The following is an 18,269-nucleotide window of genomic DNA, read 5'->3' as shown; positions in this document are numbered from 1 at the left end:
TCGACGCTAAAACCTGCATGATCAGTATGCAGAACGACAAAGTAACCGAGCTAAAACGAAGAGGCGGTGACGTGAACACCGTCTGTACTTATCGTCAGTAAGAACCAACAAGAGAAAAGGATTTCTCAGACTAAATACAGTTCTGCCTGCGTTTACGAGCGGCGAATAAGCGTCTTACTCAGACACTAAGACTGATTTGGTAGGAAACACCATTCTGAGTAATTTCTCATCAAAAGACTAGTTCCTATCAGGAATTAAACAATTTCCCAGAACAGTGATTATTTCCAACCAGATTGAGTTATTTCACAACTGATTCAACTTCTTCTTCTGTTAAGAAGCGGTAATCACCCGGCTCAAGTGCTTCATCCAGCACAATGGAACCAATACGCTCACGGTGAAGATGTTCAACCTTGTTACCGAGCGCAGCAAACATGCGTTTCACTTGGTGGTATTTGCCTTCCACAATCGTTAGCAACACTTCGTTTTCGGCTTCGTTAACGATCTCAAGATGTGCTGGCAGTGTTGGCTCACGTTCGTTGCGTAGCTCAATACCCTCGGCAAACTTCTCAACGTAATCAGGTTGAATCGCATCCACTAGCCATACTCGGTACGTCTTCTCACATTTGTGTTTTGGTGACGTAATACGGTGAGACCATTGACCATCGTCAGTGATCAACACAAGACCGGTGGTATCGACATCCAAACGACCAGCAAAGTGCAAGTTTTCTACCTTTGGCTCATCCAGTAGAACGAACGCCGTTGGGTTGTGCCCATCTTCATGCGAACATACAAAGTCCGCAGGCTTGTACAACATGATGTAACGAGGACCAGGAGCACCAACTTCGCGCCCTTCCCATTCAACCACACCACCTTCTGGTACTTTGAAGGCACCACTCTTTTGTACTTCACCATCAACGGTTATTTCGCCACTTTTGATGATCTTCGTTGCCTGCTTGCGAGTCGCACCCAGTCCATCACACAAATATTTATCTAAACGCATGAATACCTCTAATGTTTAAGGTCGGGTATTATAGCGATCCTAATTCGAATAGTTGAGCAATTTCACAGATTTTCATGTACACCCTTCGACCATACCAAGCCGACTCTGTAAAAGCGGTGATTCACTATTTTCGTAAACACTCCACACCAGCGGTCATTGTGCTGCCTACAGGTGCGGGCAAGAGCTTGGTCATTGCAGAGTTAGCAAGGCTTGCCAAGGGCCGCGTGTTGGTACTTGCTCACGTAAAAGAGCTGGTGGAACAGAACCACGCCAAGTACGAAGGGTATGGTCTAAAAGGATCGATATTCTCAGCAGGGCTTGGGAGAAAAGAAACCGATCAGCAAGTGGTTTTTGCCTCGGTTCAATCCGTGGTGCGCAATCTGGATTCTTTCAAGAACCAGTTTTCTTTACTGGTCATTGATGAATGCCATCGCGTGCCAGACGAAAAAACCAGTAGCTATCAAAAAGTGATCACTCATCTAAGAGAGCTTAACCCTGGCATTAAAGTTTTGGGCTTAACCGCGACCCCATACCGCTTAGGCATGGGCTGGATTTATCAGTACCACACCCGTGGACAGGTTCGAACTGAAGAGTTACGCTTTTTCCATGACTGTATCTTCGAGCTCCCTATTCGTTACTTACTGGATGAAAACTTCTTAACACCTGCTCGTATGATGGACGCCCCCGTCTTATCTTATGACTTCTCACAACTAAAGCCAGCCAATACGGGTCGCTACAAAGAAGCCGAAATGGACATGGTGATCGACAAAGCTAAACGTGCAACACCACAGATCGTTGAACAGATCATTCAATACGCCAAGGAACGAAAAGGCGTGATGGTGTTTGCTGCCACAGTTCGCCATGCGCAAGAAATCCACGGCCTGTTGCCAGAAGGCGAAACCGCCATCGTCATTGGTGATACGCCAACACCCGAACGTGATGCCATCATTCAATCGTTCAAGAATCGTGAGATAAAGTACTTGGTCAACGTGTCCGTTCTGACCACGGGCTTCGATGCGCCACATGTGGATTTAATCGCGATTCTTCGCCCTACCGAATCCGTCAGTCTATATCAACAGATTGTCGGGCGTGGTTTGCGCCTGTCGGAGGGAAAATCGGAATGTTTAGTACTGGATTACGCTGGTAACAGCTACGATTTATACCAACCTGAAGTCGGTGATCCGAAGCCAGACTCCACCAGCGAGATCATCACCATCCCTTGCCCTGCTTGCGGCTTTAATAACAACTTCTGGGGTAAGTTAGACAGCAACGGCTTTTTGCTAGAACACTTTGGTCGCCGCTGCCAAGGGTATTTTGAAGACGATGAAACCGGAGAGCGCGAACACTGTGGTTATCGCTTTAGAGCGAAATACTGCGGTGAATGTGGCGCTGATAATGATATTGCGGCGCGTATTTGTCATGAATGCGATGCCACCCTTGTCGATCCAGACAAAAAACTCAAAGAAGCATTAAACCTGAAAGATGCGCTGATCTTCGAATGTACAGAAATGGATTTGACGGTGTTTAAATCCAGTGATGGCAAATCACAACTAAAAGTGACGTACTCTGGTGAAACCTATCAAGGCGAAGGCAATGCATTGGTGCATGAGTTCTGGTCACTGAATACCAAAAAACAGAAACAAACTTTTAAAGACCAGTTTGTGCGTCCTCATCTTGCCGACAAACATCGTCCATTTGAAGAAGCATCACCAACGAAAGTGGTAGCAAACCAACATCGTTTCCGTTTACCTCAATTTGTGATTGCTCGTAAATCAGGTCGTTTCTGGAAGTTACGCGATAAGATCTTTGACGACGAACTAAGATAAGCGAATGCTCACTAATTCACTTTCTGTTCATGTACAGCACGATATAATCGTCGTAACTCATTGAAAAAGGCTTTGCCATGTCTATCTCCTTCACTCCGCGCAAACTTTCCGTGCTGCTAGCTATATTTCCGCTTTTATTGTCTGCACCAAGCTTTGCTGATCACCACGATCACAAAGACCATCATGATGACAAAGATGGTCACGCTATCGTTCGTGACGTCGAAAAACCGGGGACACGAATTGAGTTCGATGAAGATCAGGACGAAGTCTACCGCGCCGTTCAGAAAGGCTATATCCGCCCGTTCTCTGATATGTACGCAGCAGTGGAGAATGATTTATATGGGCGTATTATTAAAGTTGAACTTGAAGAAGACGATGACGAATGGGTTTACGAACTTAAGATCTTGTTCAATGACAGTGTGATAAAGGTGGAATACGATGCCGCTACACTAGAAATGCTCGAGATAAAAGGACGTAACTTCAATAAAGCTCTTAAGCCGCAGTAATCGATATCCAAACATAATTAGAAGAAAGAATATGAAAATACTTGTTGTCGAAGATGAACCTCGCCTAGGCGAACAGATTTTAGAAACGTTGGAAAACAATGGCTGGGTACCAGAACTTTCCCAAGATGGCATCGATGCGCTTTACCGTGCGACCTCTGAAGAATGGGATGCAATTGTGCTCGATCTAGGTTTACCAAAACTAGATGGTCTAACGGTCCTTAAAGGTATTCGAGACGAAAACATTAATACGCCAGTTGTTATTTTGAGTGCCCGTGACACATTATCTCAGCGTGTAGAAGGTTTGAATGCTGGTGCAGACGACTACCTAACCAAGCCATTTGAAATGGTTGAACTAACTGCACGCCTTCGCGCTCAATTACGCCGCGCTTCAGGTAACGCCTCTCCTGTCATGCAGATTGGTGATTTGAGTTTAGATACACGCTCCTCAAAAGTACTGTGGCAAGGACAAGCGGTCAGCTTAACCGCATTGGAATATAAAGTTGTCGCCTACTTTATGCACAACCCAGAGAAAGTCATTTCTCGTACCGAGTTGGTAGAGCATATCTACAAACAAGATTTTGACCGTGATTCAAACACCATCGAAGTGTTCATCGGTCGTATTCGTAAGAAAATTGCACCGAAAATCATTAAGACAGTTCGTGGACTCGGGTATCAATTGAATGCGGAATAAAAACAAACTTCCCATGCACATTCTTAAGCGGCTGAGTATCAAAAGTCGCTTAGTACTCGCAGCGGTCGTTTGGCTCACAGCGATGATCCTCGCCGCTGGGGTGACAATCCCAACCCAAGTCTACGTCTACATGGTGGATGACACTCGATCACAATTGAATGTCTACATGGACGAGATTGCCGCCCAACTCGAAGTCGACAGCAAAGGCCAACTCACCCTGCCTACTCAACTTTCCGATCCTAGATTTAATCGTCCATACAGTGGTCTTTACTGGAGCGCATCGACGGACACAAGCCTAGAGCGTTCGCGTTCCCTATGGGATAAGAAAATCGAGTACAAAGGGTTAGATAAAGACGCCTTTGGTGCTCGTGATGAAAAGCTAATCACGTTGAAAAAGACCCTTTATCTGCCAGATTATGATGGTCCCATTAATGTCATCATCGGTATTGACGAAGACCCAATTGAAGGCACAATCCAGTCTTTAACTGGGCAGCTTTGGATCATTTTAGGATTGCTGTTTGCCGGTGTTCTTGCGGTTATCTTGCTACAAATCGCGTGGTCTTTAAGCCCGCTGACCAAGCTGCAAAGAGAATTAGCCGAGCTTAAATCAGGTAATAAGAAAGGCTTGGAAGAAGAGTACCCAAAAGAAATCTCACCTTTAATTTCTGACCTCAATGCTCTGCTCTTTCACTATCAAGAGTTGCTTGAACGTGCACGAAATCATGCGGGAAACTTATCTCACGCGCTAAAAACACCACTTTCGGTTTTAAAAAACGAAGTGCAAAACTTCACACCTGAAGAACAAGAACGCTTGAACGCACCAATCACACAGATCCAACAACACATCGATTATCACTTGGGTCGTGCTCGTATGGCGGGTTCAATGAACATCCTTTCGGTGAAATCGAACCCTTCAGAGCGTGTTGATGCCATATCAATGGCGTTTGACAAGGTCTACTCACATCGTGACGTCACACTGATTAACGAGCTTGATTCGGATTTGAATGTTGCGGTAGAGAAAACCGATCTGGATGAGATGGTGGGTAACTTACTGGAAAATGGCTACAAATGGGCGAATAGCATCATTCGTGTTCACTCAACGCTAGATAAAGACAACATTCATATCATAGTTGAAGACGACGGCCCGGGGATCCCTGCGCAGCAATTATGCCAAGTAATAAAGCGTGGTTACCGTCTGGATGAAACAACGCCAGGATCCGGTTTGGGCTTAAACATTGTCAGTGAAATGGCGCACAGTTACCGCGGTCAGCTTGAACTATCAGAGAGTAAAATGGGCGGTTTAAAAGCCACATTGATTCTGCAAAAGAGCCGCGCTTAAGTCGCTTACATAAGCCACTTACAGTAACGCTTTAAAATGGCACTTATCGATTTATTCGCTAGGTGCCATTTTTGTATCTAGATTGAGCTCTGGCCACTTAAATTTAGAGCTAACGACGGCTCGCTAATCAACAACACGTTTCCATCAGAGTAATAGTCATGCTTACTGTCCATTGCAACAGGCTGTGCCAGCGAATATAACTCCCCCACTAACGCTAAATCACTCACTTCAATTTGATTCGCTAGACGGTCTCTTTCACTATCCACATTAGGATCTATTCGATGCAACACCGTCACAATGCCTGAGTAATGCGCCAACTTGAGACCGTCATCGTAGCTAATCGCTCCAACCCAAATCGGCTGACCAGACTTTGATTCTAAACCTGCTTGCCACCAGCGGATATGAGAACGTTTTAGCAAACTTCCGGGCTCTTGGAATGCCATCGACTGTGGCTTGCCATTCCAAAACAGATCAGAAACGGGCGGCAGTTTCTGCTTCAACAGACGCACATAATCGGCCAATTCAATGTCGTTTCTTGAGAAAGTTTGGTTTTCTAGCCAGCCTAGCTCTTGCATTAGGCTTCTCGGGGATTCACCGACATACACCAAGTTCACTGCCTGAGCGTCAAACACATTCGAGCGCCCCGGATAAACCTTAAAGCCGATATCATTAAGTACTATCGATTGATTTTCAACAACGCCGTTTTGTTCAATATTGTCATCTGCTAGATAGAAAAAGTGTCCATAATTCGCAGCAACTAAACAGAACACTAAAGCTGTTAGGGATTTGGTCCATTTACGTGACCAGCTTTTCTTCCAAGCCACAAAGGCGAATACAGAAGCGATGAGCGCTGAGGCGATAAGAAGCTTGTGTTCAAACAGGATGAACTTAATGGAATCAATTGAAATCCATGTGTTAAGACCCGCGGCAAGCAAATACCCTGCAACGACAAACTGCCCAACACCGAGCATCAATCCAATTGATGAACAGACCGTAAAACGCTTCCAACTCACATTCACAGAACCCGCCATAAATGGCACGACCCAAGCAACAGGTCCGAGTAAGCGTGCAAAGATCAAAATGGCATTGCCGCGTTTTTTCATCAGCAAACGGCAACGGGCTATTGGGCGCTTCGTCTTAGCTTGCCACCGAATAAGCTTCCTCTGCGCTTTAGAGCCAGAACGTTTGCCAATAAAATAACTGAGTTGGTCGCCAATCCAACCGCCCAATAAAACGGCGACGACGCCCCAAATGACGCCTTGGTGTAATTGATAGCCCGCAGCGAGCAAAAACGGCTCGCCCGGGATAAAGAGGTTAGGTCCAATCGTCGCATCTAACATAGCCCCGAAGAACAGACTGATCGCTTCCAGCATGCAGCCCCCGACAATTATGAGTGTTGATCTTTGTAGTGGCCGAATTTGTATTCCATTTCGTTATTACGCATCTCACCAAAGAAGAATCGACGCATATTAGCTTTGAAATAGGTCATGCCCATTTTAAAGAAACCGTCTTGATCAAGGCGGCGCGGATCGAATTCAAAAGTCATAGGTAAGAAGCGGAAACGCCATGTTTTTGAAGCTCGCTTTACATAATCGCAATCTTCACAAAGCGTGATGGACTCATCAAAGCCATTGATCTCTTTATGCGCACGTTTGGTAGAGAAAATACATGCCCCTACTGCGGTTGGAAATGTGTATTGAGTAATAAACAAACCTGCGTTAAACAGACCGTAGCCTAACTTATGTGCCATTGGCAGATCGTTTGATCCCATATAAACACCTGCTACTTCCAACTTCGCACCTTCCAATTTACCCATTGCTCGGCTCAGAAAATCGCTCGGTAAGCGCACGTCCGCATCTAAGAAAAGAATACGTTCATATTTTGCAAGTTCTGCTCCCGTGTTGCGTCCTAAGCTGACACCACGCGTTTCCATATGATGAACAGTCAGTTCTGGTAGTGAGCCATCGTAAGCTTGCGCGACCTCTCTCGTCGAGTCTTCGCTGTTCGAATCCACCACGATCACTTCAAATTTTTGGTGAGTTTGCTTGGTTAAATCTTCAAGTAGTCGACCAATACGTTTTTCTTCATTCAAGGTAATTACAACGATACTAACTGAATCCATAATGTGCTCCATTGAGGTTATCCGTTTATTTACGATGGAGAATAGAACCGAGTGACTTAACGGTTACTGAGGCCAACATTCATTTTGCGTTCATTTTGTTAATGAATGATTTCGTTCAGAAAGAGAATTGACTGCAAGAGGAATAAAACGTGCGAACAAAAAAAGCAAAATCGGTTAAAATCAGCGCAATGTGAGCAAACTTTTGCCCGAGCCGCAAAAACGACACTCTTCTGCAAGAAGAATTACTGGCTTTTTGGTGATTTAGGTACAATTTCGGTTGCTGAATTCAGAGCAGGATGATAGTATCCGCGCTCGCTTGAACAGTTCCTGTTTCAAGCTTTACCACGAACACAAGGTCGCATTGTGTCGTGAAGTTTTATTTTTTACTAATTTGAGAGTAAATACTATGAAATTCGAAGCAGTAGTACGTACTGAACTAGGTAAAGGTGCGAGCCGCCGCCTACGTCACGCTGGCAAATTCCCTGCAGTTGTATACGGCGGTGAAGAAGCAGCAGTTGCTATCGTTCTTAACCACGACGACATCGTTAACCAAATGGACAAGCCAGCGTTCTACGAAGGCATCGTTCTAGTTATCGACGGCGCTGAAGTTAAAGTTAAGCCACAAGACGTTCAACGTCACGCTTACAAGCCAAAAGTTGAGCACATGGACTTCATCCGTATCTAATTCCCTACCAAGGAATTAACGGATAAAATCCAAACCTTTTGCATAAAAGATTATCGGACTTACCAACCGAGACATCTAAAAAATTTCAAAACCCCGGAGACTTACCACCTCCGGGGTTTTACTATTTAGGGAAAAGTAAATTCTCTTCCTCTTTTCTCAATTTTATCTTCATTGCCAGCAGCTTACTCTACCAAACGCTGCGCAGCATATTCTTCAACAGTAAGTTATTACGTTCGTGCTATGTACTTCACTAACGTGACGTCGTTGAGTGTCATCTCATCAATGACTTCCGATTCCTCCTCTCCAGAACGTACAAAACCGCACTTCTTGTAGAAATTAAGCCCTTGCTTATTGCTATCCAATGCCTTAAGACTGATTTGCATCACTGGCGTTGAGAGCAAGCGAGTTTCTAATTCATCGATCAGAGCACTACCAGCACCTTGCCCGAAGTATAAGGGAGATACATAGCAGCAAGTCACAATAGCCGTTTTATCTTCACTAGAGTGATTAGGCAGCTCATAACTCAAAAAGCCGACAATCTCCTTCTGCTTCTCTACAACAATGAGATGTGCCAGTTGCTCCGTCATGACCCGAGTCCACATTCGCTCTCTACGCTCTCGAGTAAATTGGTCGATGTAGCTTTGAGGCATTAACCCTTTGTAAGCGACTTGCCATGAATCGACGTGTATTTTGGCGATCTGACCCGCTTCATCTCTAATTGCATTTCTAACTGTATATTCCATTGCTTGACTTTCCATTACTCCGGAGTAAACACCCTTTGACGACTGTACGCTTCAAACCCAAAAGACTGGCAAAGCTTTATCGAAGGCGTATTTTCGATATTTACTCGATACCTGATTTTACGCTGCCTCGACTTCACTTCATTGATTAAATGACTGAGCAGGCGTTTTCCATACCCTTTTCCTCTTGCTTCAGGAGAAACCAATATGGATAAAGATTCAAACGGTTCTTTCCCTTTATAGCAATAAGAAGCCAACACTGCGACCAGCTCATTTTTGTCAAATATGCCGTAAAAGAAATGGCTATCGAGGTCAAAGTCCGCTTTAAGGATATCTTCTTCGCTCATTCGGCTAACAAAAGATTCAAGTAATTCGAGATCAGATTCGATCGAGAGAGGAATTATCCCATCGTCTTTGTTATTACTATTATCATTAAATAAATAGTAGTCGACATCATCAAATTCACAGAACAATTGCTTATCATTGAGCTTTCTCTCCAGCTCATTTGGGTGAACATGTTTAATTGTTTCCCATAAACTTTCTGGGCAAGAAATATATGTGACGCTACCCGATTGGTATAGAAATACAGCGCAAAGTTCAGAGAACTTTTGCCAATAGTGCGGGTCATAAGAATAGCCGTTGTACAAATTGCCGCTCACATTGAACAGTCTTTGCCATGAGCAATCGATTTCCGCGGTAAGTGTGGTTGTTTTTTTGAGCATCCCTTCCTCTCAACACAGCGTACAGAAAAATCTTAACTATTTGTTTCATAGAGGGTAAGAAGACATTAATCTGATAAAATAATCACCAAAGTTTGCTTCATATCTCACCAAAATGCGTATTGATTCACATTAGAAAAATGAATTCAATTAAGTCACTCACAAAATAAAAACTTAAATTCAACTCCCAACCACAAAATACCATTTCTGTTTATTTGTAGACTTAGGTAGCAGCCTCGTTAATTCCTTTCGTCGACAGAAGTATAAATAAGACTCTGATCACTAAAGTTTAATATTTTTTCCGTATATTTCACGCCGTAACTAAATCAAAATCACACAGAAAGGATCCCCTATGAAGTTTTCCAAATCTCTTTTGGTGCTTTCAGTCGGCGCAGCACTAGCAGGATGTGGCTCAGACAGCGATAACTCTCCAGTTACTTGTGAAACAGCAGATTCATGTACTAAATTCACTGTTCTACACACTAACGACAACCACGGTCGTTTCTGGGAAAACAGTAAAGGTGAGTACGGCATGGCAGCACGTAAAACTCTTATCGAGTCAATTCGTGCCGAAGTTGCAGCTAATGGCGGTGAGTCAATCCTACTTTCAGGTGGTGACATCAACACTGGTGTTCCTGAGTCAGATATGCAAGACGCAGTGCCAGACTTCGTAGGTATGAACCTTCTTGGCTACGACGCAATGGCAGTAGGTAACCACGAGTTTGATAACTCTCTAGATGTCCTAGACATGCAAGCAGAACTTGCTGACTTCCCAATGCTAGCAGCAAACATCTATAAGAAAGATGCTGACGGAAAAGTAACTGATGAACGTTACTTTGCTCCTTACAAAGTGTTTACTATCAACGGTCTTAAAGTTGCAGTAATTGGTCTTACTACAAAAGACACTGCGAAGTTGGTTAACCCTGACAATGTAGAAAGCATTTACTTCGAAGACCCACAAGTTGAAATCCAAAAAACACTTGCAGAAATCGAAGCTAACGAAAAAGTTGACCTAGTATTTGCAACTACGCACATGGGTCACTACCAAGACGGTAACCACGGTAGTGAAGCGGCGGGTGATGTAATGCTGGCACGCTCTCTTAAAGAAGGTGAGCTTGATGCAATCATCGGTGGTCACTCACAAAACCCTGTGTGTATGGAACCAGGCACTAACGAATACGCTGACTTTAAACCAGGCGACGATTGTGCACCAGACCAACAAAACGGCACTTACATCATGCAAGCGCATGAGTGGGGTAAATACGTTGGCCGCGCAGATTTTGAATACTACGACGGCAAACTGCACCTAGCAGATTACGCGCTAATTCCAGTAAACCTAAAAGCCAAAGATGAAAATGGTGATTACCAGTTCATCACTGAAGAAATCAAGCCTGACGCAACAGTTAAGTCAATTCTTCTTCCTTACCAACAGCAAGGCCAAGATCTTCTAGACGTTAAAGTGTCTGAAACTGACGGCAAGCTAGAAGGTGACCGTACTACAGTTCGCTCACAGCAAACTAACCTTGGTCACCTATTGGGTGAAGCGTACCGTACTTACAACCTAGTAAATGCAGACTTCGGTGTGATGAACTCAGGTGGCGTTCGTGATTCAATCCAAACGGGTGACATCACTTACCGCGATGTACTGACGGTACAGCCTTTCGGTAACTTTGTAACGAAAGCAACCATGACTGGTGCAGAAGTGAAAGAGTACCTAGACGTAGTAGCAACTAAGTCTGCAGGTTCTGGTGCATACGCTCAACTAGATAACATCACGCTATCTGTTGATTGTGATGCTAGCGACGTAACAATCACTGACATCAACGGCAAAGGCTTCGATCTTGCAGCTACTTACACATTCTCTGTAATCAGCTTCAGCGCAGCAGGTGGTGATAACTACCCAATCATCGACGTTGAGTCTACACAGATGACTGACGCTTCTGTTCTGCGTGAGTTCTTTGTGAACAACCCTCAGATCTCAGCTGAAGACTTCAATAAAAACTTAGACAACATTCAGTACTTCAGTAACGGTCAAGCTGTTAAAGGCTGTCCATCTGCAAGCAACTAAACAAGCATAATTGCTTTAACTTGTTGTCGACATCCACTCAGTTAGTTAACAACTGAAACAAAGGTCGTCAGACTGACCCTAAGATCAACCGGAGCCCTAAAGGCTCCGGTTTTTTATTAGCGCTAAATCTCTGATAAAACACCACCTTCAAAAATCGTTCAAAAAATGTTCATTTGTGTTATTGACGCCTCTGTGTAGGACTTCTATGTTTGATAAGGTCTTTCAAATATGCAGATTCATTAACTGTGATTTATGACTCTTTTTGATTCACATAGCTAATGATTCTAAGAAAGATGCGAATGGCGTTACAAACACTGCTCTCAAACAATTTGTCTCTCAGACTTCAAACTAAAGCGATGGGCTTCTACGCTCCCGCAAACGAGCAGCCACCTGAACGCCAATGTGTTCAAACTGCTGCCATCGAGTTCTGGAGGTCAAAATGAAACGAGCCAGCAACAGCTATAGACTGCAATTAATTAAAGAAGTGGTCACTCGTAGAGAGCGCGAAGCGTGTACTGATCCTATGGCGAGATACATACATCAACTAATGGATGAATTGCCAACCAGTAAATTAGACGTGGAACAAAATCATCGCTTTGCAGGTAGTCACTTCGACGAACAAGCAGGAGGCTGGGTAAGCGACCAATGGTCATTGAAATAACGCCAAACGCTCGTATCTTTGGGCGAGAAGATGGATAGGAAGTTCCCGGCTCTTATGGATAAGAATTTCAGACTGGGCCGGGAATCGTTATGGAATGAGAACAATCAAAATAGAAATAAAAAAGCTAGAACAGATCTTGTTGTGGTGATGCATCATCGCGAGGCACTTCTTTTTTACCCTTCCCTGCTAACACCTTTCTTCTGTATCGTTGTCGACACAGCTTAATGACGTGCAACTGCTGCGCAGGAGTAAAGCTCAGCCAATTAAACCGCTCTTCTCTTTTACGCATACATCCCTTGCAGTAACCTTTTTCGTCAGAAGTACAAACTCCGACACAAGGACTTGGGACGGTAAAAAACTCCAATTGCTCCATGCTCAACCCGTTCTTCCGCTCACTTATGTAAGTCCGACACGTTTATAATCAAATAACCATAAGAAATTTCGAAGTTTTCGGTGAATTTCAATACCGAGAATGGGATCTCTGTTATAAAATACGCCGTGTTTAAAAACATACGAAACCATAACCGTATGCTGACAAAAACAGTGTTTTATTACCTATACTTACCACGTTTTCTAAAAACGGAGTCAATAAAATGAAGCTTAGCCTAAAAACGTTAGTAGCAGCAATCTCACTTCCAGTTCTAATGACTGCATGCGCTAGCAATGGTGACAATGTGAAAGAAATTACGGCTCAAGATCTACAGCACCATAACTGGCAGTTGGTTCAAATCGATGGCAATAACATCGAACTGAAAGAGCGTCAAAAAGCACCTCGCCTAGAGATTGGCGAAAACCTGACGGCAAACGGCAACGCTGGTTGTAACAACTTCTTCGGTCAAGCTGAACTGAAAGACAACCAACTACGCATCGAGAAAATGGGTATGACCATGATGATGTGTATGGATGACCAAATGAAGATTGAAAAAGTAATGTCTGAAACGCTTTCTGATTGGAGCGACATTACTCTGACTAACGAAGGTCTAGTACTGAAAAACGCAGACCACGAACTAACGTTCGAATTGCGTGATTGGGTAAACTAATCCTATATTCGTTTCGAGGCAATCGGTCTCTGACAGAATAAGTCTCTAAAAAAGCAGCCAATGGCTGCTTTTTTTGCTTTCGGTTTTTATCATCAGAATGACTGCTGAGAATAAGACTCCCCGTCAAAGCCACTCAATTGCTCATACGCTTTAGACAGAATTGCAATCCCGATGATGGTGACTACAAAGCTCAGTAGACTCATTAAGAAAGGCAGTTGCAAAAACGCCAATGGCGACATCGCCAATCCAAACAGAAGCTGCACCAAAATAACCACGCTCATCATGTACCAAGTATGGCCTTTGGTCAGATTCCATGCATAAGGGAAAGAGACACCTTTACCAATAGCAATCGCTGGAAACACAAGAACCAGTCGACAACAAATAACACCTAACACTAGCAACGCGATAGCGGCAAGTGCCACATTAATCATTGCGAAAAGCGCCGCAACCGCGACAACTGCGATTGTCATTGCCAAGTAGTGGCCAATAAACCACATTTCGATCTTTCCAAAGGTGAAACGTCCCCACTGAGGTACCGATTGAGGGCCTTTCAAAATGATGCTGTGTACGTTGATAGCCACAATGGCAGACAGTAATGCCATCAAAATTTGCACTAAGACAGTAGCACCGTCACCTTCTGATGTGCTTAAGAGAAGATCCAGAATAATTGAGAGGAGAATGGGTAACACGGTTGCTTTTGCGATCGCTTGTTTATGAGTACTCAGGGAAGAAAAAGCGCTTTTAACGGTATCGACAAACATAGTTAGGTTCTAGGGTCTGTTGACCTTTTGCGGTTAAATTTTGTTCGAGATAAAAGCGTTTTAATCGCGGCGAGAGGCTTGTAGCCTAGTTATTCTAAGCAAAATCCTCTCAACAAAGAGTAAAACGCTTTTAGCCGAACCCTTCGGGCAGCGTTTGTGGCTCCTTTCTACTGCGTTATCGGCTTATCAGGTAGGGCAACTACATTTCAAAGCCTCTGCCTTGTATAAAGAACCCACAAACTGCTGCAAAAATCAGCTCAAAAGGTCAACAGACCCTAGCCAAGATTAAGGTTTATTCTGGTTGCTGATGTTATCTTCCTGATATCAATTGAGCAAACCTTTCCCTAAATATCATTAGGTTACAATAAATATTTCGACCTAAATACTTTCATTTATCGATACCAAAATACACTGAAGCTAAATTAAATGCCCCACTTTATGGATCAACACCGCTAAGCTCTCTGCTTCGAGCTTCTTCATCACGTTAGAACGGTGCACCTCAATCGTTCTCAAAGATACGCACAATAAGTCCGCCATCTCTTGGTTTTTCATCCCCTTGACGACCAAACCGAGAACTTCTCTCTCACGCTTAGTGAGGCTCTGTAAAACCTGCTTAGCGCCCAACTTCTCACCATTTTTGAGTGACTGCGCCATCGCATCATCCACCGCCATCACAAGAGTGTTACCATCGACTGGTTTTTGAAAGAAATCGAGTGCGCCATCTTTTAGCGCATCCACTGCCATTGGAATGTCACCATGTCCAGTCAGGTAAATCACGCTAATTGGGCTGAGTTTCTCGTTCATCATTTGGTGAACATCTTGCCCACGCATGTCTGGCATGCGGCTATCGAGCAAAACACAGCCAGGTGCAGACAAATTGACCTCATTGAGAAAATCTATCCCGCTAGAGAAAGTCTCAACCTCATAGCCATAGCTTTCTAACAGAAATGCCATGGACTCTAATACTGGTTCTTCATCATCAACGATATAAAGCGAACAAAGATTACGACTCATGACAAGCCTCCTGATACGGTAAAACGATGGTCACCTGACACCCTGTTGGATCAATTGACCTAAATTGAATACTGCCTTGATGGGCATCAAGCACATCACGACAAATGGCCAAACCTAAGCCCAGTCCATTTTCTTTGGTGGTGTAGAAGGCTTGATCTAATGGTGTCTCTTGCTCTTCGATACCAATACCATTGTCCATCACATCGATAATCACCATCTCATCGCAAAAGCTAACGTGCAGATCCACGTACAAGTCTTTCCGTTTCGGCGAATGGCTCAAACAGGCGTCTTTTGCGTTATTCAAAACGTTGAGAATGACTTGCTGCAAACCAGTGGCGTCAGCAAAGACTTTTTGTGGCTCGCCAGAGTAAAGCACTCCCAATTGAATTCGGTGTCGTTGAAACTCGTAATCCACCAGCTTCATTGCTTCTTCAATTAACGAAGCTAAATCCACCCAGCTCTTTTCAATTGGCGTTTTGTTTATCAAGCTGCGAAGGCGCTGAATAATGTCACTTGCAGAAGTAACCTGCTGTTGAATTTTATCGAGGATTGGTGCCATCTCTTCGGCAGTAGCACCTCGCTCCATACGTACCTTAGCCCCTTGGCTGTAGTTCTTTATCGCGGCCAGAGGTTGATTTATTTCATGCGCGAGGCTACTACCAAGCTCACCGACTATGGTGATTCGCTGCGCGTGCTCAAGCATGGAACTCTTGCGGCGCAAATCGTTCATGGTGGTTTTTAGTGTTTCGCGACTGCGCTGAAACTTCCACTCCAGCCAGAAGTGATAGCCCGTCAACAACAGTAAAGTCAGTAAAGACGCCATCGCAATGGCTTGGTTCTTATGCAGCCACTCTTGCGCTTTTTGTCCCCAAGATTTTTGCAGCGGATGCATGTCTAAGTGCTTGTAAACTTTATCTACATTGATGCTCGGCGCAGGCAGCATCCAACCGACATTGTTTGCAGCAACCGCTGCCGGGTGGTCTTCTGGCATTGCGAATAGAGTTTGTGCCACCATCTGACCAACATCGACTGGCGCTCGTTCCGTCATCGCCATCGTCCAGTTTGGGTACAGTGGCGTACTCACCGCGCAAACTGAATCTGCAGGACGCTTCTCATTCAATACACGTAGGTTATGCAGTTGAATACGCCCCTCTTTCGCCATGTTCTCCAAAGTACAAGCAGGTACGATCGCCACATCGAGATCGTTCTCGATCACGTCCAAAATCAGTTGATCCGTTGGTGGGCCAGTAAAGTGGATCTTTTCAAAGAATGATGATTTGAAGTAGCCCAGTTTATCGAGCTCGTAACGCAGCGCGAGAAAACCACCAAACGCTTTTTCCGATACCGCCGCAACATTGGCTTTATTGATGTCTTTCAGTGTTTTAAAAGGCGATTCTTCACGTACAACCACCACCGAGGCAATCGACTTATTTGGTAAATCACTGTAAGCGGTTTTCTGCGTTGCCAACCAGTTGATTGGGTATTCGCGAGCAAGTTTGGTCGCCTGCCCCGGACTAGTCAGAATGAAGTCGAGCCAACCGTGCAAAAATGCATCTTCAAGTTGGTCGAAATCGTAAGTATGTAGGTTGAATTGATAGCCAGGATTCTGAGTCTCCAGCCAATCCAAAGTCGGTTGCCATGCTTCTCGCGCATGTGCGTGACCACGCAGCGCTAAAACACCCACATCGTAGTCTGTTCTCTGTACTTTTTGGTCATTAGCAAAAACAAAAGAGGTGAAGAAAAAAGAGAGAGCAAAAATGAAAAGAATAAACTTTTGAGAATAATTATCAATCACTTACAAAATACTACCAAAATACGGCTGTGGCGCATTTTACCACCATTCCCCCCTGCTACTTTGTTGCTTTAGATCAATCCCACATCATTATTGTGGGAAACCACAATATCGCCATTTAAACGATTTCCTCAGAATGCCTTACCCATAAAGGGGTAGAGCGCATTTTCACCTGTTTTAAATCATGAACACCCAAAATGAATAAAAAACGTTCATGCCTGTACTCCCCCTTCAAAAGCATTCTATCTGTCGAACCATCGAAGGTTCGGCTGTAAAACTTTAAATTAATATATGGAAGCAACTCATGAAAAAATCGACGATTGCGTTGGGTGTGTTCGCCGCTGTTACAGCGGTTGGCTACTCAGCTTACAATACGATGTTTTCGGCTGAGGCTGTGACTGTGGATGCTGCTGCTCAAGAGCAGAAGTTCACACAGTACGCTCACCCAGAACACTTCATTTCTGCACAACAACTGAAGTCGCTGATGGACGGTGACAAAGACGTGGTTGTGATCGGTGCGCTAAATCCTATCAAACCAGATAGCCCTATTTCTGGCTCTTACACTATGTGGCGTAACGATTACTCAGCAGCTGAAGACGCCTACGACTTCGGTGGTATGAGCAACAGCACAGAAGAGATGGAAACGATTCTAGGCAGCTTCGGCGCGACAGCAGACAGCACAATCGTGGTTTATGCAGCGGGCTCTCACCACGATGCAGCTCGCCTGTACTGGCAAATCCATAATCTTGGTCACCAAGACGTTCGTTACCTTGACGGTGGCTTGAACGCTTGGATGGGCGCTGGTTATCCGACAGGCTCTGCAAACCAAAGCGTGGCAGCGGTTGAATACAACGCACCTAACGCACAACAAGATAACAATGCCCTAGCCACGCTAGACATGGTTATTGCTGCGCAAAACAACCCTGATTGGGTGATCCTAGATACTCGCGGCAACGACGAGTTCAACGGTGAGGTTGCAGTTTCTGGCGCGTACGGCCCTGGCACAATCCCAAGCAGTGTTCACATTAACTGGACTAAAGCGCTGAACGAAGACACAACGCTGAAATCAGCAGAAGAACTGCAAGCCCTTTACGGCGACATCATCAAAGGCAAAAAAGTCATCGCTTACTGCCAATCTGGTGTTCGCTCTGCCCACACCACCATGATTCTTACTGAAGTCCTCGGTGCAGAAGGCGTCTACAACTACGACGGCTCATGGATCGAATACAGCCACGCTCACTACGAGCAAAAGAACCCTGAAGTGAACGTTATCAACGGCAAGAGCTAATCAACACGGAACCGCAG

Annotated in this window: 18 protein-coding genes; 9 read left to right on the top strand and 9 right to left on the bottom strand. The window is 44.5% G+C overall.

Annotated elements, in window-relative coordinates:
* Positions 1-298 precede the first annotated feature (298 nt).
* On the bottom strand, positions 299-1,000 hold the full coding sequence (rsuA, locus tag BSZ04_RS14065; protein WP_005529225.1) for a 16S rRNA pseudouridine(516) synthase RsuA: 702 nt from the start codon (positions 998-1,000) through the stop codon (positions 299-301).
* Between the two features lie 74 nt (positions 1,001-1,074).
* On the opposite strand from rsuA, the gene radD reads away from it, so the two are divergent.
* The 4 genes from radD (at position 1,075) to BSZ04_RS14045 (ending at position 5,362) form a co-directional block, all read left to right on the top strand.
* Complete coding sequence (radD, locus tag BSZ04_RS14060) at positions 1,075-2,826, top strand: DNA repair helicase RadD (RefSeq protein WP_088880612.1); 1,752 nt, start codon at positions 1,075-1,077, stop codon at positions 2,824-2,826.
* 77 nt (positions 2,827-2,903) lie between these two features.
* Positions 2,904-3,332: a PepSY domain-containing protein gene (locus BSZ04_RS14055; RefSeq protein ID WP_038886169.1), complete on the top strand. Its 429-nt coding sequence runs from the start codon at positions 2,904-2,906 to the stop codon at positions 3,330-3,332.
* Positions 3,333-3,363: 31 nt separating this feature from the next.
* Positions 3,364-4,023: a response regulator transcription factor gene (locus tag BSZ04_RS14050; RefSeq protein ID WP_005442273.1), complete on the top strand. Its 660-nt coding sequence runs from the start codon at positions 3,364-3,366 to the stop codon at positions 4,021-4,023.
* Entirely contained in the window at positions 4,013-5,362 is a 1,350-nt protein-coding gene (locus BSZ04_RS14045) for an ATP-binding protein (protein WP_088880611.1), read from the top strand. Before BSZ04_RS14050 ends, BSZ04_RS14045 begins: the two co-directional genes overlap by 11 nt.
* A gap of 77 nt (positions 5,363-5,439) precedes the next feature.
* Here BSZ04_RS14045 and BSZ04_RS14040 read toward each other — a convergent pair whose 3' ends face one another.
* Positions 5,440-6,735: an LssY C-terminal domain-containing protein gene (locus BSZ04_RS14040; protein ID WP_088880610.1), complete on the bottom strand. Its 1,296-nt coding sequence runs from the start codon at positions 6,733-6,735 to the stop codon at positions 5,440-5,442.
* 14 nt (positions 6,736-6,749) lie between these two features.
* Positions 6,750-7,484, bottom strand: coding sequence for a glycosyltransferase family 2 protein (locus tag BSZ04_RS14035; RefSeq protein WP_088880609.1), 735 nt, complete (start codon positions 7,482-7,484; stop codon positions 6,750-6,752).
* 406 nt (positions 7,485-7,890) lie between these two features.
* Between BSZ04_RS14035 and rplY the strand changes: the two genes are divergently transcribed.
* Positions 7,891-8,169 (top strand): 50S ribosomal protein L25, encoded by a 279-nt coding sequence (gene rplY, locus BSZ04_RS14030; protein ID WP_010449038.1) that lies wholly within the window; start codon positions 7,891-7,893, stop codon positions 8,167-8,169.
* Between the two features lie 227 nt (positions 8,170-8,396).
* On the opposite strand, the gene BSZ04_RS14025 is transcribed toward rplY, so the two are convergent.
* Entirely contained in the window at positions 8,397-8,912 is a 516-nt protein-coding gene (locus BSZ04_RS14025; protein ID WP_029561008.1) for a GNAT family N-acetyltransferase, read from the bottom strand.
* 14 nt (positions 8,913-8,926) lie between these two features.
* Positions 8,927-9,631 carry a GNAT family N-acetyltransferase gene (locus BSZ04_RS14020; protein WP_088880608.1) on the bottom strand — a complete coding sequence of 235 codons (705 nt, stop codon included), beginning with the start codon at positions 9,629-9,631 and terminating at the stop codon, positions 8,927-8,929.
* A 349-nt stretch (positions 9,632-9,980) separates the two neighbouring features.
* Here BSZ04_RS14020 and ushA point away from each other — a divergent pair, with 349 nt between their 5' ends.
* On the top strand, positions 9,981-11,696 hold the full coding sequence (gene ushA, locus BSZ04_RS14015; RefSeq protein ID WP_088880607.1) for a bifunctional UDP-sugar hydrolase/5'-nucleotidase UshA: 1,716 nt from the start codon (positions 9,981-9,983) through the stop codon (positions 11,694-11,696).
* 439 nt (positions 11,697-12,135) lie between these two features.
* Positions 12,136-12,357, top strand: a complete 222-nt coding sequence (locus tag BSZ04_RS14010) for a hypothetical protein (protein WP_010449052.1) — start codon at positions 12,136-12,138, stop codon at positions 12,355-12,357.
* A 124-nt stretch (positions 12,358-12,481) separates the two neighbouring features.
* Here BSZ04_RS14010 and BSZ04_RS14005 read toward each other — a convergent pair whose 3' ends face one another.
* Complete coding sequence (locus BSZ04_RS14005; protein WP_010449053.1) at positions 12,482-12,730, bottom strand: DUF1289 domain-containing protein; 249 nt, start codon at positions 12,728-12,730, stop codon at positions 12,482-12,484.
* A 220-nt stretch (positions 12,731-12,950) separates the two neighbouring features.
* Between BSZ04_RS14005 and BSZ04_RS14000 the strand changes: the two genes are divergently transcribed.
* Complete coding sequence (locus tag BSZ04_RS14000) at positions 12,951-13,397, top strand: META domain-containing protein (RefSeq protein WP_010449054.1); 447 nt, start codon at positions 12,951-12,953, stop codon at positions 13,395-13,397.
* Positions 13,398-13,489: 92 nt separating this feature from the next.
* Here the strand turns inward: BSZ04_RS14000 and BSZ04_RS13995 are convergent, their stop codons facing one another.
* The 3 genes from BSZ04_RS13995 to BSZ04_RS13985 all read right to left on the bottom strand — a co-directional run bounded on the left by BSZ04_RS13995 (position 13,490) and on the right by BSZ04_RS13985 (position 16,967).
* A complete protein-coding gene (locus tag BSZ04_RS13995; RefSeq protein WP_088880606.1) occupies positions 13,490-14,158 on the bottom strand; it encodes a hypothetical protein in 669 nt (222 codons plus the stop codon).
* 417 nt (positions 14,159-14,575) lie between these two features.
* Positions 14,576-15,172: a response regulator transcription factor gene (locus BSZ04_RS13990; RefSeq protein ID WP_088880605.1), complete on the bottom strand. Its 597-nt coding sequence runs from the start codon at positions 15,170-15,172 to the stop codon at positions 14,576-14,578.
* Complete coding sequence (locus tag BSZ04_RS13985) at positions 15,162-16,967, bottom strand: sensor histidine kinase (RefSeq protein ID WP_162531060.1); 1,806 nt, start codon at positions 16,965-16,967, stop codon at positions 15,162-15,164. The genes BSZ04_RS13990 and BSZ04_RS13985 overlap by 11 nt, the downstream gene beginning before the upstream one ends.
* Before the next feature lie 301 nt (positions 16,968-17,268).
* Here BSZ04_RS13985 and BSZ04_RS13980 point away from each other — a divergent pair, with 301 nt between their 5' ends.
* Positions 17,269-18,252, top strand: a complete 984-nt coding sequence (locus tag BSZ04_RS13980; RefSeq protein WP_005425726.1) for a sulfurtransferase — start codon at positions 17,269-17,271, stop codon at positions 18,250-18,252.
* Positions 18,253-18,269: the final 17 nt, after the last annotated feature.

Source organism: Vibrio rotiferianus, from assembly GCF_002214395.1.
In the GTDB taxonomy this organism is placed as follows: domain Bacteria; phylum Pseudomonadota; class Gammaproteobacteria; order Enterobacterales; family Vibrionaceae; genus Vibrio; species Vibrio rotiferianus.
Note: the sequence above shows the minus strand (reverse complement) of the source record. Positions and strands in the feature narration are given on the sequence as shown.

Coding starts and splice junctions, on each gene's coding strand:
- BSZ04_RS13995 (WP_088880606.1), bottom strand. CDS start 14,158: ATGTTTGTCGATACCGTTAAAAGCGCTTTTTCTTCCCTGAGTACTCAT.
- BSZ04_RS14000 (WP_010449054.1), top strand. CDS start 12,951: ATGAAGCTTAGCCTAAAAACGTTAGTAGCAGCAATCTCACTTCCAGTT.
- BSZ04_RS14035 (WP_088880609.1), bottom strand. CDS start 7,484: ATGGATTCAGTTAGTATCGTTGTAATTACCTTGAATGAAGAAAAACGT.
- rsuA (WP_005529225.1), bottom strand. CDS start 1,000: ATGCGTTTAGATAAATATTTGTGTGATGGACTGGGTGCGACTCGCAAG.
- BSZ04_RS14010 (WP_010449052.1), top strand. CDS start 12,136: ATGAAACGAGCCAGCAACAGCTATAGACTGCAATTAATTAAAGAAGTG.
- rplY (WP_010449038.1), top strand. CDS start 7,891: ATGAAATTCGAAGCAGTAGTACGTACTGAACTAGGTAAAGGTGCGAGC.
- BSZ04_RS14025 (WP_029561008.1), bottom strand. CDS start 8,912: ATGGAATATACAGTTAGAAATGCAATTAGAGATGAAGCGGGTCAGATC.
- BSZ04_RS13990 (WP_088880605.1), bottom strand. CDS start 15,172: ATGAGTCGTAATCTTTGTTCGCTTTATATCGTTGATGATGAAGAACCA.
- BSZ04_RS14005 (WP_010449053.1), bottom strand. CDS start 12,730: ATGGAGCAATTGGAGTTTTTTACCGTCCCAAGTCCTTGTGTCGGAGTT.
- BSZ04_RS14040 (WP_088880610.1), bottom strand. CDS start 6,735: ATGCTGGAAGCGATCAGTCTGTTCTTCGGGGCTATGTTAGATGCGACG.
- BSZ04_RS13980 (WP_005425726.1), top strand. CDS start 17,269: ATGAAAAAATCGACGATTGCGTTGGGTGTGTTCGCCGCTGTTACAGCG.
- BSZ04_RS14050 (WP_005442273.1), top strand. CDS start 3,364: ATGAAAATACTTGTTGTCGAAGATGAACCTCGCCTAGGCGAACAGATT.
- radD (WP_088880612.1), top strand. CDS start 1,075: ATGTACACCCTTCGACCATACCAAGCCGACTCTGTAAAAGCGGTGATT.
- BSZ04_RS14020 (WP_088880608.1), bottom strand. CDS start 9,631: ATGCTCAAAAAAACAACCACACTTACCGCGGAAATCGATTGCTCATGG.
- ushA (WP_088880607.1), top strand. CDS start 9,981: ATGAAGTTTTCCAAATCTCTTTTGGTGCTTTCAGTCGGCGCAGCACTA.
- BSZ04_RS14045 (WP_088880611.1), top strand. CDS start 4,013: ATGCGGAATAAAAACAAACTTCCCATGCACATTCTTAAGCGGCTGAGT.
- BSZ04_RS14055 (WP_038886169.1), top strand. CDS start 2,904: ATGTCTATCTCCTTCACTCCGCGCAAACTTTCCGTGCTGCTAGCTATA.